Origin of the sequence: Xenorhabdus doucetiae (assembly GCF_000968195.1) — a bacterium.
GTDB classification, from domain to species: domain Bacteria; phylum Pseudomonadota; class Gammaproteobacteria; order Enterobacterales; family Enterobacteriaceae; genus Xenorhabdus; species Xenorhabdus doucetiae.
Genome location: NZ_FO704550.1, coordinates 296,433 through 311,524, shown reverse-complemented (window position 1 = coordinate 311,524; position 15,092 = coordinate 296,433). Strand labels below are relative to the sequence as shown.

At 47.6% G+C, this 15,092-nt stretch carries 10 protein-coding genes, 2 tRNA genes and 2 rRNA genes; 3 read left to right on the top strand and 11 right to left on the bottom strand.

Annotation, left to right across the window (positions count from 1 at the left end; translation table 11 throughout):
• The first annotated feature begins 6 nt into the window (after positions 1-6).
• On the top strand, positions 7-1,527 hold the full coding sequence (locus XDD1_RS01600) for a DHA2 family efflux MFS transporter permease subunit (RefSeq protein WP_045968110.1): 1,521 nt from the start codon (positions 7-9) through the stop codon (positions 1,525-1,527).
• Between the two features lie 77 nt (positions 1,528-1,604).
• Here the strand turns inward: XDD1_RS01600 and ilvA are convergent, their stop codons facing one another.
• From ilvA to XDD1_RS19310, 6 genes are all read right to left on the bottom strand, one after another.
• Positions 1,605-3,155, bottom strand: a complete 1,551-nt coding sequence (gene ilvA / locus XDD1_RS01595; protein WP_084720902.1) for a threonine ammonia-lyase, biosynthetic — start codon at positions 3,153-3,155, stop codon at positions 1,605-1,607.
• A gap of 2 nt (positions 3,156-3,157) precedes the next feature.
• Entirely contained in the window at positions 3,158-5,008 is a 1,851-nt protein-coding gene (gene ilvD, locus XDD1_RS01590; protein WP_045968105.1) for a dihydroxy-acid dehydratase, read from the bottom strand.
• 95 nt (positions 5,009-5,103) lie between these two features.
• On the bottom strand, positions 5,104-6,030 hold the full coding sequence (locus XDD1_RS01585) for a branched-chain amino acid transaminase (protein ID WP_045968103.1): 927 nt from the start codon (positions 6,028-6,030) through the stop codon (positions 5,104-5,106).
• A gap of 24 nt (positions 6,031-6,054) precedes the next feature.
• Complete coding sequence (gene ilvM, locus XDD1_RS01580) at positions 6,055-6,312, bottom strand: acetolactate synthase 2 small subunit (protein ID WP_045968101.1); 258 nt, start codon at positions 6,310-6,312, stop codon at positions 6,055-6,057.
• Positions 6,309-7,955, bottom strand: a complete 1,647-nt coding sequence (gene ilvG / locus XDD1_RS01575; protein WP_045968099.1) for an acetolactate synthase 2 catalytic subunit — start codon at positions 7,953-7,955, stop codon at positions 6,309-6,311. The genes ilvM and ilvG overlap by 4 nt, the downstream gene beginning before the upstream one ends.
• A 129-nt stretch (positions 7,956-8,084) precedes the next feature.
• Positions 8,085-8,180 carry an IlvGEDA operon leader peptide gene (locus tag XDD1_RS19310; RefSeq protein WP_148886013.1) on the bottom strand — a complete coding sequence of 32 codons (96 nt, stop codon included), beginning with the start codon at positions 8,178-8,180 and terminating at the stop codon, positions 8,085-8,087.
• 380 nt (positions 8,181-8,560) lie between these two features.
• Here XDD1_RS19310 and XDD1_RS01570 point away from each other — a divergent pair, with 380 nt between their 5' ends.
• Complete coding sequence (locus XDD1_RS01570) at positions 8,561-10,105, top strand: YifB family Mg chelatase-like AAA ATPase (protein ID WP_045968097.1); 1,545 nt, start codon at positions 8,561-8,563, stop codon at positions 10,103-10,105.
• Between the two features lie 63 nt (positions 10,106-10,168).
• Here XDD1_RS01570 and XDD1_RS01565 read toward each other — a convergent pair whose 3' ends face one another.
• Positions 10,169-10,507 carry a DUF413 domain-containing protein gene (locus XDD1_RS01565; RefSeq protein ID WP_045968095.1) on the bottom strand — a complete coding sequence of 113 codons (339 nt, stop codon included), beginning with the start codon at positions 10,505-10,507 and terminating at the stop codon, positions 10,169-10,171.
• A 116-nt stretch (positions 10,508-10,623) separates the two neighbouring features.
• Between XDD1_RS01565 and hdfR the strand changes: the two genes are divergently transcribed.
• Entirely contained in the window at positions 10,624-11,475 is an 852-nt protein-coding gene (gene hdfR, locus XDD1_RS01560) for an HTH-type transcriptional regulator HdfR (RefSeq protein WP_045968093.1), read from the top strand.
• A gap of 169 nt (positions 11,476-11,644) precedes the next feature.
• Here the strand turns inward: hdfR and XDD1_RS01555 are convergent.
• The 4 genes from XDD1_RS01555 to XDD1_RS01540 all read right to left on the bottom strand — a co-directional run bounded on the left by XDD1_RS01555 (position 11,645) and on the right by XDD1_RS01540 (position 14,983).
• Positions 11,645-11,720: transfer RNA gene (locus tag XDD1_RS01555), tRNA-Trp, on the bottom strand.
• Between the two features lie 8 nt (positions 11,721-11,728).
• Positions 11,729-11,805: transfer RNA gene (locus XDD1_RS01550), tRNA-Asp, on the bottom strand.
• Between the two features lie 56 nt (positions 11,806-11,861).
• Positions 11,862-11,977, bottom strand: a 5S ribosomal RNA gene (gene rrf / locus XDD1_RS01545).
• Between the two features lie 97 nt (positions 11,978-12,074).
• Positions 12,075-14,983 (bottom strand): 23S ribosomal RNA (locus XDD1_RS01540).
• Positions 14,984-15,092 lie beyond the last annotated feature (109 nt).

Sequence of the window (15,092 nt, the reverse complement as noted above, 5' to 3'; positions counted from 1 at the left end):
ATCAACATGGCACAGCAACCATTATCAGGTATCAAACTTGGCTGGCTGACCCTGGCCTTGGCGCTGGCGGCTTTTTTACAAATCTTGGATCTGACAATCGCTAACGTTGCCATTTCAACCATTGCCGGTGATTTGGGCTCCTCCACCTCACAGGGCACCTGGATGATTACTTCGTTTGCCGTCGCCAGTGCGATTTCTATTCCACTCACCGGTTGGTTGGCAAAAAGATTCGGGGAAGTGCGTATTTTTTTAGCGTCGACGATTTTGTTTATTGTGGCCTCTTGGTTATGCGGCATTGCTAACAGTCTGGAAATGCTGATTGCTTCCCGTATCTTGCAAGGCATTGCCGCCGGCCCGATTATGCCTCTTTCACAAAGTTTATTATTAAATAATTTTTCGCAATCCAAACGCAATATGGCCTTGGCGCTATGGTCAATGACGATTGTGGTGGCGCCTGTCTGTGGCCCTATTCTCGGTGGCTGGATCAGTGATAACTATCATTGGGGCTGGATATTCCTGCTTAACATCCCATTTGGCCTTGTTGTTATTGCGATTACTGGGATATTGCTCAAAGGCCGGGAGACTGAAACCGAAGTTCGTTCAATGAACCTTGTGGGACTCGTTTTATTGGTCGCAGGTGTTGGCTGTTTTCAGTTATTGCTTGACCGGGGAAAAGAGCTCGATTGGTTTAACTCGTCAGAAATCATAATATTAGCGATTATCGCCGTGGTTTGCCTCACTTTTCTTATTATCTGGGAACTGACTGATAAAAATCCGATAATAGATTTATCGCTGTTTAAATCCCGCAATTTTACCATTGGCACTATTTGCATCAGTCTGGCTTTTTCGCTCCACATTGGAACGCTTGTCCTGCAACCGCAATTATTGCAAATAGTGTTTGGTTATACCGCAACTTGGGCAGGATTAGGCATGGCTCCGTTGGGGATCATGCCAATCATTCTGGCGCCCATTATCGGTCGTTTCAGTTCAAGAATCGATATGCGCTATCTGGTGATGTTCAGTTTTATTGTTTTTGCTTTATGCTTTTTCTGGCGTGCTTATACGTTCGAGCGTTCCATGAATTTTTCCGCTGCTGCGTGGCCCCAGTTTATACAAGGCGTTGCCATCGCCTGCCTGATCATGCCACTGAATGCGATCATTCTGTCTGATATTAAGCCTGACAAAATCGCCTCTGCGGTAAGTTTGTTTAACTTCCTGCGCACTCTGGCAACCTCCGTGGGCACCTCTATCACAATGACGCTCTGGTCACAACGTGAGTCAGTCCACCATGTCCAACTTACGCAAGCCGTGACACCTTATAACCCGATCGCAACACAAGCCTATGAGAATATGCAACAACTGGGTTTATCGCCTACCCAAATCAGTAGTAAGTTGGCGCATGAAATCACTCATCAAGGTCTTATTATCGCCGCCAATGAAATTTATTGGTTATTCGCTTTTCTTTTCCTGATGATGGTGTTTTTAATCGGGATGGCGAATCCCATCACGACAACCAAAGAGAAATAAAATAAGGAACAAAATTAGCAAAATACCTCCCAAAAGGAGGCTGTTTTGCTCTTTATTTTATTTTATAGCCTTATTGATTAAGTCAAAAATAATTTAAATGAGGGATTATCGGTTTCATCATGATATTCGTAGCCCAGTGCATCCAAATAACGATCAAAACTCACTTCTGGCCCTGAAAGCTCAAACGCGGCTAATACCCGCCCATAATCGGTGCCGTGGCTACGGTAATGAAACAGCGTGATATTCCAATGCGTCCCCAGAGTCTGCAAAAATTTCAGCAAAGCCCCCGGAGATTCAGGAAAGGCAAAGCTAAACAACCGTTCCTGCAATGGCTTGGATGGCCTGCCACCGATCATGTAACGAACATGCAGTTTTGCCATTTCATCATCGGTAAAATCGGTGACTTGATATCCCGATGCTTTTAACTCTTCAATGATTTCATGACGTTCGGTATTCCCCCGACTCAATCTGATGCCGACAAAAAGACAGGCTTGGTTTGAATCCGTTGCATCCGAATAACGATAGCTGAATTCCGTCACAACACGCGTGCCCAGTCTCTGGCAAAACTGCAAGAAACTGCCCTTTTGTTCAGGAATAGTCACCGCCAGCAAGGCTTCGCGTTGTTCCCCAAGCTCACAGCGTTCTGAAACGTAACGCAACCCATGAAAATTCATATTGGCACCAGAGAGAATATGCGCCAATCGTTCTCCCTGAATCTGATGTTGCTGGACATATTTCTTCAAGCCTGCCAGTGCCAGCGCACCGGAAGGTTCTGCAACTGCCCTGACATCTTCAAAGATATCTTTCATGGCAGCACAGATAGCATCACTGTCTACGGTAATGACATCATCGACATATTGCTGACATAAACGAAATGTTTCATTGCCAATGCGTTTAACGGCCACACCTTCCGCAAATAGTCCCACTCTGGGTAAATCCACCGGATGCCCCACTTCCAGCGCCGCTTTCAAACAGGCAGAATCTTCGGCTTCCACACCAATCACTTTCATTTCAGGTACAAGCTGTTTGATGAGAACCGCCACGCCGGCAATCAATCCGCCACCGCCCACCGGAACGAAGATGCGATCAAGATGAGCATCCTGCTGTAGCAACTCCATCGCCAGTGTGGCCTGACCGGCAATCACGACAGGATGGTCAAAAGGTGGGACGAAGGTGTAACCGTACTCTTTTGCTATCTCAATGGCTTTTTCTTTCGCTTCATCAAAATTCGCCCCATGCAACAGAACCTCTCCGCCAAAACTGCGAACGGCATCGACTTTAATATCCGCTGTCGCTATCGGCATGACAATGGTGGCTTTTACGCCAACCTTACTGGCCGATAAGGCAACACCTTGCGCATGGTTGCCCGCAGAAGCGGTAATCACACCTTTGTTTTTTTGTTCTTCCGTCAAACCCGCGATCATCGCGTACGCACCGCGCAATTTGAAACTATGCACCAACTGGCGATCTTCTCGTTTCACCAAAATTGTATTGCCTAAACGCGCAGAGATTTTTTTCATTTCCTGCAAGGGCGTGATTTGCGCAACATCATAAACGGGTGCGCTCAATGCCGCCTTAAGGTATTCTGCGCCCTTAGGTTCAGTATTATTAAGAGGATAAACCGCCACAATCAGCTCCCCAGTTTGGTTTTATCACGCACAGCACCTTTGTCTGCGCTGGTTGCCAACGATGCGTAGGCACGTAATGCCAAGGAAACCTGACGCTCACGGGATTTAGGTGTCCACGCCTTATCTCCACGGGATAATTCAGCCTGTGTCCGTTCTGCCAATTCGGTTTCCGGTACATCCAACTGAATTTTACGGTTTGGAATATCAATATTGATGATATCGCCGTCATGAATCAGGCCAATCACTCCCCCATTTGCCGCTTCTGGAGAGACGTGACCGATAGACAATCCCGATGTTCCTCCTGAGAAACGCCCGTCCGTAATCAACGCACAACTTTTTCCCAATCCCATCGATTTCAAATAAGTGGTGGGATAGAGCATTTCTTGCATACCCGGCCCGCCCTTCGGCCCTTCATAGCGAATAACTACCACGTCGCCTGCGACCACTTTTCCACCGAGAATAGCGTCAACGGCATCTTCTTGGCTTTCGTACACTTTAGCCGGGCCACGGAAGGAGAGGATTTCTTCATCAACGCCGGCTGTTTTCACAATACAGCCATCAATGGCAATGTTGCCGAATAAAACAGCCAGCCCCCCATCCTGACTATAAGCATGGGCGCGCTCACGAATACATCCGGCTTCGCGATCCGTATCCAGCGACGGCCAACGACAATCTTGCGAGAAAGCGCGCGTGGTACGAATGCCGGCCGGACCCGCTGAATACATGCTCTTGATGCTTTCCTCTTCTGTCAGCATGATGTCGTACTGAGCCAATGTTTGTGGCAAATCCAAGCCCAAAATATTTTTCACTTCGCGATGCAAAAGCCCTGCGCGATCAAGCTCCCCCAAGATCCCCATCACACCGCCGGCACGATGTACGTCTTCCATATGGTATTTTTGCGTGCTTGGGGCCACCTTACATAAATGAGGCACCCGACGGGACAGACGGTCAATATCCGTCATCGTAAAGTCAACTTCTGCTTCCTGCGCGGCGGCCAACAAGTGCAGAACGGTGTTAGTCGAACCGCCCATCGCAATATCCAGTGTCATGGCATTTTCAAACGCCGCTTTGGTCGCAATATTACGCGGGAGAACACTCTCGTCATTTTGCTCATAATAGCGTTTAGTTAATGCAACAATGCGTTTACCCGCGTTGATAAACAGGGTCTTACGATCGGCGTGAGTCGCAAGCAGTGAACCATTACCCGGCTGTGACAGCCCAAGCGCTTCAGTCAGGCAATTCATCGAATTCGCCGTAAACATACCAGAGCAAGAGCCACACGTCGGGCACGCCGAACGTTCGATTTGATCGCTTTGTTCATCACTGACATTTGGGTTGGCGCCCTGAATCATGGCATCGACCAAATCCAGCTTAATCAGTTGTTCGGATAATCGCGTCTTACCGGCTTCCATTGGGCCGCCGGAGACAAAAATAACCGGAATATTTAAGCGCAGGGAGGCCATCAACATGCCCGGCGTGATTTTGTCACAGTTGGAAATGCATACCATGGCATCGGCACAGTGGGCATTGACCATGTATTCCACCGAGTCGGCGATCAACTCACGCGAAGGTAATGAATAGAGCATGCCGCCATGCCCCATCGCGATACCATCATCAACCGCGATGGTATTAAACTCTTTCGCCACACCACCTGACGCCTCAATCTGCTCTGCCACCAGCTTGCCGAGATCACGCAGATGCACATGCCCCGGCACGAACTGCGTGAATGAGTTAACCACCGCAATGATAGGCTTGCCAAAATCTGCATCTGTCATACCTGTGGCGCGCCATAAGGCACGAGCTCCCGCCATATTGCGGCCATGAGTCGTTGTGGCCGAACGGTATTTAGGCATTGTCTTCACTCCCATGTCAGTCTTATCAATTAACGTCTAATTTCAGTCATCAAAACAGGCGGGGAACGACCGCCTGTAGGGTTTTATATTTTTTATTAAGGATTAACCGGGTCCAACCAGCCCCATTTATCTTCTGTCGTACCATCAAATAAGCCAAAGAATGCACTTTGGATTTTTTTCGTGACCGGGCCACATTTGCCAATACCCACCTGAATACCATCTACGCTACGTACGGGGGTGATCTCCGCCGCCGTTCCGGTCATAAAGACTTCATCCGCCAAATAAAGCGATTCGCGAGAAAGTGCCTGTTCACGCACTTCCAAACCAAGATCCTGTGCCAATTTGATGATGGCATCACGGGTGATCCCCGGCAGGGCCGATGATGTAAATGGCGGCGTAAATAAAATGCCATCTTTCACTTCAAACAGGTTTTCGCCCGCACCTTCTGAAATATAACCATGAACATCCAGTGCAATACCTTCCTGATAACCATGACGTCGCGCTTCACTGCCCACCAGCAACGAAGAGAGATAATTGCCTCCCGCTTTTGCGCCTGTCGGGATCGTATTGGCCGCCACGCGATTCCAAGAAGAAACCATCGCATCAATGCCCTGATCCAAGGCTTCTTCACCGAGATAAGCCCCCCACGGGAAAGCGGCAATAATCACGTCGGTTTTATAACCCGCAGGCGGGTTGACGCCCATTCCGACATCACCCACAAATACCAATGGGCGAACGTAAGCACTGACCAATTTATTTTTACGCAGCGTTTCACGGCAAGCCTCCATCAGATCATCAACAGTTTGGCTTACTGGAAAGCGGTAAATCTTGGCTGAGTCACGCAAGCGCTGCATATGTTCACGATGACGGAAAACAACCGGCCCCTTGTGAGAATCATAGCAACGAATCCCTTCAAATACCGAGGTCCCATAATGTAAGGCATGGGACATAACGTGAACTTTAGCCTCTGCCCAAGGCACCATTTCCCCATTGAACCAAATATAATCGGCTTGCTTTGTCATTCTCAGTTTTCCTTCAATGGCGCGTTATGCGCTTATTAATCGTGATTCTTTGTGTTTGATCTCAACACCAGCAACATCCACCAATTTCATCAATTGAGAAAAAAGTAAATTAACCGGACGCTGGCTAGTGACGGTGAGTTCAATACTTACATTATCACTATCTGTTGTATGATCCATATTCAATGCACAGATCTGAAATCCGCGGTGACGGGTAACCCGCAGAATCCGTTCTAAAATCTCAGGACAAGACCGCGCTTCAATAGCAAGTTGATGCTGTATCATAATGATTTCTCCAACATGGTTTCGTTGCTTGCGCCTGGTGGAACCAACGGCCAAACATTCTCTAATTCCTCAATAGACACGTGTAATAGATACGGGCCCTCACTGTTGAACAACGCATCTAATGCTTCATCCACTTGTGCTTTGTCAGTCACTCGCTGTCCTGGAATATCAAAGGCCTGCGCCAACATAAGAAAATCAGGATTATCCGTTAAGGTTGTTTCGCTATAACGTTTGTCAAAAAACAACTCTTGCCACTGACGAACCATACCCAATCTTTGGTTATCCAATAAGATCAGTTTGACCGGCAATTGCTTGCGTTTAATGGTGCCCAATTCCTGAACGTTCATCATGAAAGAGCCGTCACCCGATATGCAGATAACCCTATCTTGCGGACGCGCTATCTGAGCACCAATCGCTGCCGGGATGCCAAATCCCATCGTGCCTAATCCACTTGATGTGATGAAATTTTCTGGTTGACTGAAAGTCATATGTTGGGCAGCCCACATCTGGTGCTGCCCAACATCAGTGGTAATAACGGTACTAGGCGATGCTCGTTCAGAAACTTGCTTCAACAACAAAGGAGCATAAATACTTTCGCCTTGATAGTCATAACGCCATGCATGTTCGTTTTTTAATTGTTTGATTTCTTGCTGCCAAGCTTGGATCGATAAAGGTTGCTGTAAATGAGGTAGCAAGGCTTTCAAATCACCCAATAATGAAACATGGGCTTGGCATAATTTATTGAATTCAGCAGGATCAATATCCAGATGAATCACGTTGGCATGAGGTGCAAATGTATTCAGCTTCCCGGTAACACGGTCATCAAAACGTGCTCCCGCCGCAATTAACAAATCACAGGATTGAACGGCCAGATTAGCGGCTTTAGTGCCATGCATTCCTAACATTCCCAGATAGCATTCATGTTCAAAATCTGCCGCGCCCAAACCTTTCAATGTGGAAACGACAGGAATGCCCGTTTCAGCGACAAAATGGCGCAATTCAGGAACAGCGCCAGACATGCCAACGCCTCCCCCTACGTACAAAATCGGTTTCTGGGATGAAGCCAACAATTGACGGGCCAGCTCCATCTCTTGTTTTGGGAAGGAAAATTGAGGCGGTGTCGGCAGCAAATAGGGAGTAAAATCCCCTTGAGCCAACTGAATATCCTTGGGTAAATCAATCAGAACAGGGCCGGGACGACCACTCATAGCAATGGTAAAAGCATCGGCCATGACTTGAGGTAATTTTTCCAGTGAATCAACAAGAAAGCTGTGTTTTGTACAAGAAAGAGACATTCCCAGTATATCGATTTCCTGAAAGGCATCCGTCCCGATAAATGCAGAACTGACTTGGCCGGTAATGGCGATAACAGGAACAGAATCCATTAATGCGTCAGCCAATCCCGTGATTAGGTTTGTCGCGCCTGGTCCTGATGTCGCGATGCAAACGCCGGGTTTACCACTGGCTCTCGCATAGCCAATTGCCGCCATAGCCGCGCCTTGTTCATGGCGACATAAGATGTGCTCAACACCGCCGTCATACAACGCATCATAAACTGGCATGATGGTTCCACCTGGATAACCAAAAACTTTTTCAATTCCCTGTGTTCGTAATGCCTCTACAACCCATTTTGCCCCGTTCATTGCCGCCTCCCCCTGTTATGTGATGTTTTGTTCTATTCGTTTCTATGTGTTGATCGGTATATTGAGCCTAAAAAAAACCCCCGCGCCTTTCGGTGCGGGGGTTTTTCGGAATCTGGTTATGTTTGCTATCTAAACCATTCTTCGTCCAAGTGCAGCCCCGCACGGTGGAATAATCACCACCACGCTCACAATAATTAGGCTAATCACTAGGACAAATGTGTTCATCATTTTATTCGTTTTTGACTCATATGCTGACGTATATTTAAGAGTTAACACTTTCTATGATTGTTGACAACAATTATTTTTATTTTTTCATAACAAAATTATTTTATTTATATTTTTCATTTAGATAAATAAACAAGCAGATAAATTCACTGGAACTTACTCACTTTTCTCTCAGAAAAAATCACCAACTGTTTGTTTAATAAAATAATTGATAAATAAAGTAATAAAAAAAAGAGTTAATCCTCTAAATATCTATAACATGGCAAAAAGGCGATCCAAACCCAAATATATTTACGAACCTTTTCACAAAATAACGACAGGCGACTTTTCATTATTTTTTATCGATTCATGATAACAGCTTTCTTGCTAAGGAGAGCATCATGACACTTGCCGTCATCCATACACGGGCAACGATTGGTATTGATTCCCCTATCGTCACGATAGAAGCACATATCAGTAATGGCTTACCCGGTCTTACCCTTGTCGGTTTACCTGAAACTACCGTAAAGGAAGCCAGAGATCGGGTCAGAAGTGCTTTGATCAACAGTGGTTTTACTTATCCTCCTAAAAGGATCACCGTTAATTTAGCGCCTGCGGATCTGCCCAAAGAAGGGGGAAGATATGATTTACCCATCGCTATCGCAATTTTGGCCGCATCGGAGCAGATCTCAGCAGATAAGCTACATAATTATGAGTTTTTGGGTGAATTAGCGCTCTCAGGTGAAATACGGCGAGTCATGGGAGCCATTCCCGCTGCATTGAGCGCAAAAAGGGCAAAAAGGCAACTTATCCTCTCCTCTGAGAATCAAGCCGAACTGGCAATTTTGTCTCAGAATGAAACACTAATGGCAAATCACTTGCTCCAAGTCTGCCATTTTTTACAGGGAGAACAGGAAGAACGAGGAGAAAAAGTCACTCTATCCTCCCCTCCTCCTGTTGAACTACAAACAGAATCCTTTGCTTTGGATATACAAGATATTATTGGTCAGGAGCAAGCCAAACGCGCACTGGAAATTACCGCCGCTGGTGGACATAATCTCCTGTTACTCGGCCCCCCAGGCACCGGTAAAACCATGCTTGCCAGTCGGTTATGTAGTTTGTTACCCCCATTGACGCATCAGGAAGCTCTGGACGTCGCTGCAATCAATAGCTTATCCGGACATCTAGTTAATCCTCAAAAATGGCATACACGCCCATTTAGAGCCCCTCATCATAGTTCTTCAATGGCAGCGCTTGTTGGAGGAGGTTCAATACCTAAACCGGGAGAAATTTCTCTTGCCCATCATGGCGTGTTATTTTTAGACGAATTACCCGAATTTAATCGTAGTGTCCTTGACGCCCTGCGTGAACCGTTGGAATCCGGCGAAATCGTGATATCCCGTGCCAGGGCAAAAGTCCGTTTTCCAGCTCAGGTTCAACTGATTGCTGCCATGAATCCTAGCCCAACCGGCTATCATCAAGGGATGCATAATCGAAGTAGTCCACACCAAGTATTACGCTACCTTTCCAAACTTTCAGGCCCTTTTTTAGATCGTTTTGATCTTTCCATTGAAGTACCCCTGCTTCCACCAGGCATTTTAAGTCAATCATCAACAAAACATGGCGAAAGTAGTCAGGAAGTCAAAAAACGCGTAGCAATAGCAAGAAAAATACAAATAGAACGGTGTGGACATATCAATGCTCATCTCGGTAGCAAACAGACCGAAGATATTTGCAAAATTAGCATGGAAAATGCCGTTTTTCTGGAAAATACTTTATTGAAATTAGGACTATCTATACGTGCTTGGCACAGAATACTTAGGGTTTCCCGCACAATTGCCGACTTAAAAGAACAAAAAAGTATAGAAAAACCGGATATTATGGAAGCATTGAGCTACCGAAGTATGGATAGGTTACTTATCCAATTACAAAAACAGGTTGGATAAGTTATTGGTTAGAAGAGGGGCTATTTGCCCCTCTTGCGTAGATCATTAATATCAATGATGGTATTAATCATCAGTGTCGGTATAGTCCTCTGAAGAATCAACCTGCGGTTTTCCGCCGGAAAGAGTATGAAAACGTTTTGGACGGCTTATTTTTGCCAAATACTTAGTCCATACTTTTTCCTCTGTCGTTGCAGGGGCACGTTCACCACGGCAAACCGCAACAAACAGTATTTCTTCTTCTGTTTGAGGTTCACGTTTACCAAGGTCCAATTCATTGAACGCATGACCATGACGTTCTAGCAATTGAGCCTCTTTGATGGTGAAATCACCATGACGGGAAAATCCACGTGGATAATGTTTATTATCAAAAAAACGATTAGTCGTGATGAAGCTTTCAGCCATCTGACACACTCCTAACTCTAATGTCATACTAATTATGGCGCGGAGTATTAGGGAGGCTTGACATTCTGTAAAACAAAATATTTAAATCTTAACGACAAAAACTATTGGAGATGCATGTGGACACTGAATTACTGAAAACCTTTTTGGAAGTCAGTAAGACTCGTCACTTTGGTCGGGCAGCTGAATCGCTCTATCTAACACAATCCGCTGTTAGCTTTCGGATCCGCCAATTAGAAAATCAGTTGGGCACCAATTTATTCACACGGCATCGCAATAATATTCGCCTGACAGCCGCCGGAGAACGGCTGGTACCCTATGCAGAATCACTAATGAGTACCTGGCAATTGGCGAAGAAAGAAATCAATTATGTCGCCCAGCACACTAAACTTTCTATCGGCGCTACCGCATCCCTATGGGAAAGTTATCTAACATCTTGGCTAAATACATTTTATCAACACCATCGGGAAACAAGAATTGAGTCTCTGGTTTCGACACGCCAGTCACTCGTCAAGCAATTGCATTCTCGCGAATTGGATCTCTTGATTACCACTGAGCCACCTAAAATGGATGAGTTTCAAAGTCAGTTGATAGGTAATATCCAGCTTGTTTTATTAACAACCCGACATAATCTTGATAGAGGAGTAGAAAATTATATTAAATTAGAGTGGGGAGCAGATTTTCATCAGCAAGAACAAAAAATCTTAAAGAGCGATCTTCCACCTATCATGACAACCACATCAGCACATATTGCCAGAGAATTATTGGATAGTGTTAATGCTGCCACTTTCCTTCCTAGACATTGGCAAGAAGAGTATCCAAAACTCGTTGCCTCACCTAATAATGAGTCAATAAAACGCCCATTATATGCGGTATGGCTGCAAAACAGTGACCAACACGCCCTTATCCAACACTTATTAAAAATTCCTGTCGAAAAAGCGCCTGTGGCTACTTCTGTTACTACCCAATAGCCATTTTTATAGCAAAAAATAAGGATTGATATACGGTATAGTGCGCAAAGGAGCCGCGCCTACAAAGAAATTAGAATTACATAAGAAAATAACAAGCAAGAAAAAACCCAGCTAAAATTAGCTGGGCTATTAATCTGAAAGCTATATCAATTATTACTTAGTTGTTAACTGGCAGGGGCGGAGAGACTCGAACTCCCAACACCCGGTTTTGGAGACCGGTGCTCTACCAATTGAACTACGCCCCTAAATACGGTGGCGGTGCGGACGGGACTCGAACCCGCGACCCCCGGCGTGACAGGCCGGTATTCTAACCAACTGAACTACCGCACCACCGAATTTCTTTATCCTTGCTGCCTTTTGTGCCGGCAACAAGCCCTTAATTGAATGTCTGGCAGTGCCCTACTCTCGCATGGGGAGGCCCCACACTACCATCGGCGCAACGGTGTTTCACTGCTGAGTTCGGCATGGGGTCAGGTGGGACCACCGCGCTATTGCCGCCAGACAAATCCTGTTTTCAATCCCGAACAAGCTGTGACATTCTTTCATCTGAAACTTTTCGTCTTTTTCTCAAAATCACCCCAAAACACCTTCGGTGTTGTCAGGTTAAGCCGCACGGGTCATTAGTACCGGTTAGCTCAACGTCTCGCGACGCTTACACACCCGGCCTATCCACGTCCTCGTCTCGAACGTTCCTTTAGTGCCCTCAAGGGACAAGGGAAGACTCATCTCAAGGCAAGTTTCCCGCTTAGATGCTTTCAGCGGTTATCTCTTCCGCACTTAGCTACCGGGCAGTGCCATTGGCATGACAACCCGAACACCAGTGGTGCGTCCACTCCGGTCCTCTCGTACTAGGAGCAGCCCCTTTCAATCTTCCAGCGCCCACGGCAGATAGGGACCGAACTGTCTCACGACGTTCTAAACCCAGCTCGCGTACCACTTTAAACGGCGAACAGCCGTACCCTTGGGACCTACTTCAGCCCCAGGATGTGATGAGCCGACATCGAGGTGCCAAACACCGCCGTCGATATGAACTCTTGGGCGGTATCAGCCTGTTATCCCCGGAGTACCTTTTATCCGTTGAGCGATGGCCCTTCCATTCAGAACCACCGGATCACTATGACCTGCTTTCGCACCTGCTCGCGCCGTCACGCTCGCAGTCAAGCTGGCTTATGCCATTGCACTAACCGCATGATGTCCGACCATGCTTAGCCAACCTTCGTGCTCCTCCGTTACGCTTTGGGAGGAGACCGCCCCAGTCAAACTACCCGCCAGACACTGTCCGCAGCCCGGATGACGGGCCTACGTTAGAACATCAAACATTCAAGGGTGGTATTTCAAGGATGGCTCCGTGCAGACTGGCGTCCGCACTTCACAGCCTCCCACCTATCCTACACATCAAGGCTCAAGGTTCAGTGTCAAGCTATAGTAAAGGTTCACGGGGTCTTTCCGTCTTGCCGCGGGTACACTGCATCTTCACAGCGAGTTCAATTTCACTGAGTCTCGGGTGGAGACAGCCTGGCCATCATTACGCCATTCGTGCAGGTCGGAACTTACCCGACAAGGAATTTCGCTACCTTAGGACCGTTATAGTTACGGCCGCCGTTTACTGGGGCTTCGATCAAGAGCGTCGCGTTACCGCTAACCCCATCAATTAACCTTCCAGCACCGGGCAGGCGTCACACCGTATACGTCCACTTTCGTGTTTGCACAGTGCTGTGTTTTTATTAAACAGTTGCAGCCAGCTGGTATCTGCGGCCGGCTTCGGCTCCGTGAGCAAGTCACTTCACCTAGTGCCGGCGTGCCTTCTCCCGAAGTTACGGCACCATTTTGCCTAGTTCCTTCACCCGAGTTCTCTCAAGCGCCTGAGTATTCTCTACCTGACCACCTGTGTCGGTTTGGGGTACGATTCAATGTTACCTAGTGCTTAGAGGCTTTTCCTGGAAGCAGGGCATCTGTCACTTCAGCACCGTAGTGCCTCGTCGTCACGCCTCAGTGTTATCAGCAATCCGGATTTACCAAGACTGCCCACCTACACGCTTAAACCGGGACGACCGTCGCCCGGATGACATAGCCTTCTCCGTCCCCCCTTCGCAGTAACACCGAGTACAGGAATATTCACCTGTTTCCCATCGACTACGCTTTTCAGCCTCGCCTTAGGGGTCGACTCACCCTGCCCCGATTAACGTTGGACAGGAACCCTTGGTCTTCCGGCGAGCGGGTTTTTCACCCGCTTTATCGTTACTTATGTCAGCATTCGCACTTCTGATACCTCCAGCCAGCCTCACGACCAACCTTCAACGGCTTACAGAACGCTCCCCTACCCAACAACATAAAAATGTCGCTGCCGCAGCTTCGGTGCATGGTTTAGCCCCGTTACATCTTCCGCGCAGGCCGACTCGACCAGTGAGCTATTACGCTTTCTTTAAATGATGGCTGCTTCTAAGCCAACATCCTGGCTGTCTGAGCCTTCCCACTTCGTTTCCCACTTAACCATGACTTTGGGACCTTAGCTGGCGGTCTGGGTTGTTTCCCTCTTCACGACGGACGTTAGCACCCGCCGTGTGTCTCCCGTGATAACATTCTTCGGTATTCGCAGTTTGCATCGGGTTGGTAAGCCGGGATGGCCCCCTAGCCGAAACAGTGCTCTACCCCCGAAGATGAGTTCACGAGGCGCTACCTAAATAGCTTTCGGGGAGAACCAGCTATCTCCCGGTTTGATTGGCCTTTCACCCCCAGCCACAAGTCATCCGCTAATTTTTCAACATTAGCCGGTTCGGTCCTCCAGTTAGTGTTACCCAACCTTCAACCTGCCCATGGCTAGATCACCGGGTTTCGGGTCTATACCCTGCAACTTAGCGCCCAGTTAAGACTCGGTTTCCCTGCGGCTCCCCTATGCGGTTAACCTTGCTACAGAATATAAGTCGCTGACCCATTATACAAAAGGTACGCAGTCACACCCCAAAGGGTGCTCCCACTGCTTGTACGTACACGGTTTCAGGTTCTCTTTCACTCCCCTCGCCGGGGTTCTTTTCGCCTTTCCCTCACGGTACTGGTTCACTATCGGTCAGTCAGGAGTATTTAGCCTTGGAGGATGGTCCCCCCATGTTCAGACAGGATACCACGTGTCCCGCCCTACTCATCGAACTCCCGGCTGGTGCATCTTCGTGTACGGGACTGTCACCCTTTACTGTGCGCCTTTCCAGACGCTTCCACTGACACACAAGCCGTTGTTGGTTCTGGGCTGCTCCCCGTTCGCTCGCCGCTACTGGGGGAATCTCGGTTGATTTCTTTTCCTCGGGGTACTGAGATGTTTCAGTTCCCCCGGTTCGCCTCATTCACCTATGGATTCAGTGAATGATGGTGCAACGGATTGCACCGGGTTTCCCCATTCGGACATCGCCGGCTGATAACGCTTCATATCAGCTCACCGGCGCTTTTCGCAGATTAGCACGTCCTTCATCGCCTCTGACTGCCTAGGCATCCACCGTGTACGCTTAGTCGCTTAACCTCACAACCCGAAGGTGTCTTCGGACTGGAGTGTGTTGAGAGACTCATCAGTATTGTCAATATGACACTACTGAGTGTTTCAAATTTTCAGCTTGTTCCAGATTGTTAAA

Coding starts and splice junctions, on each gene's coding strand:
- XDD1_RS19310 (WP_148886013.1), bottom strand. CDS start 8,180: ATGAACACATTTGTCCTAGTGATTAGCCTAATTATTGTGAGCGTGGTG.
- XDD1_RS01565 (WP_045968095.1), bottom strand. CDS start 10,507: ATGGCTGAAAGCTTCATCACGACTAATCGTTTTTTTGATAATAAACAT.
- ilvM (WP_045968101.1), bottom strand. CDS start 6,312: ATGATACAGCATCAACTTGCTATTGAAGCGCGGTCTTGTCCTGAGATT.
- XDD1_RS01600 (WP_045968110.1), top strand. CDS start 7: ATGGCACAGCAACCATTATCAGGTATCAAACTTGGCTGGCTGACCCTG.
- ilvG (WP_045968099.1), bottom strand. CDS start 7,955: ATGAACGGGGCAAAATGGGTTGTAGAGGCATTACGAACACAGGGAATT.
- ilvD (WP_045968105.1), bottom strand. CDS start 5,008: ATGCCTAAATACCGTTCGGCCACAACGACTCATGGCCGCAATATGGCG.
- XDD1_RS01585 (WP_045968103.1), bottom strand. CDS start 6,030: ATGACAAAGCAAGCCGATTATATTTGGTTCAATGGGGAAATGGTGCCT.
- XDD1_RS01570 (WP_045968097.1), top strand. CDS start 8,561: ATGACACTTGCCGTCATCCATACACGGGCAACGATTGGTATTGATTCC.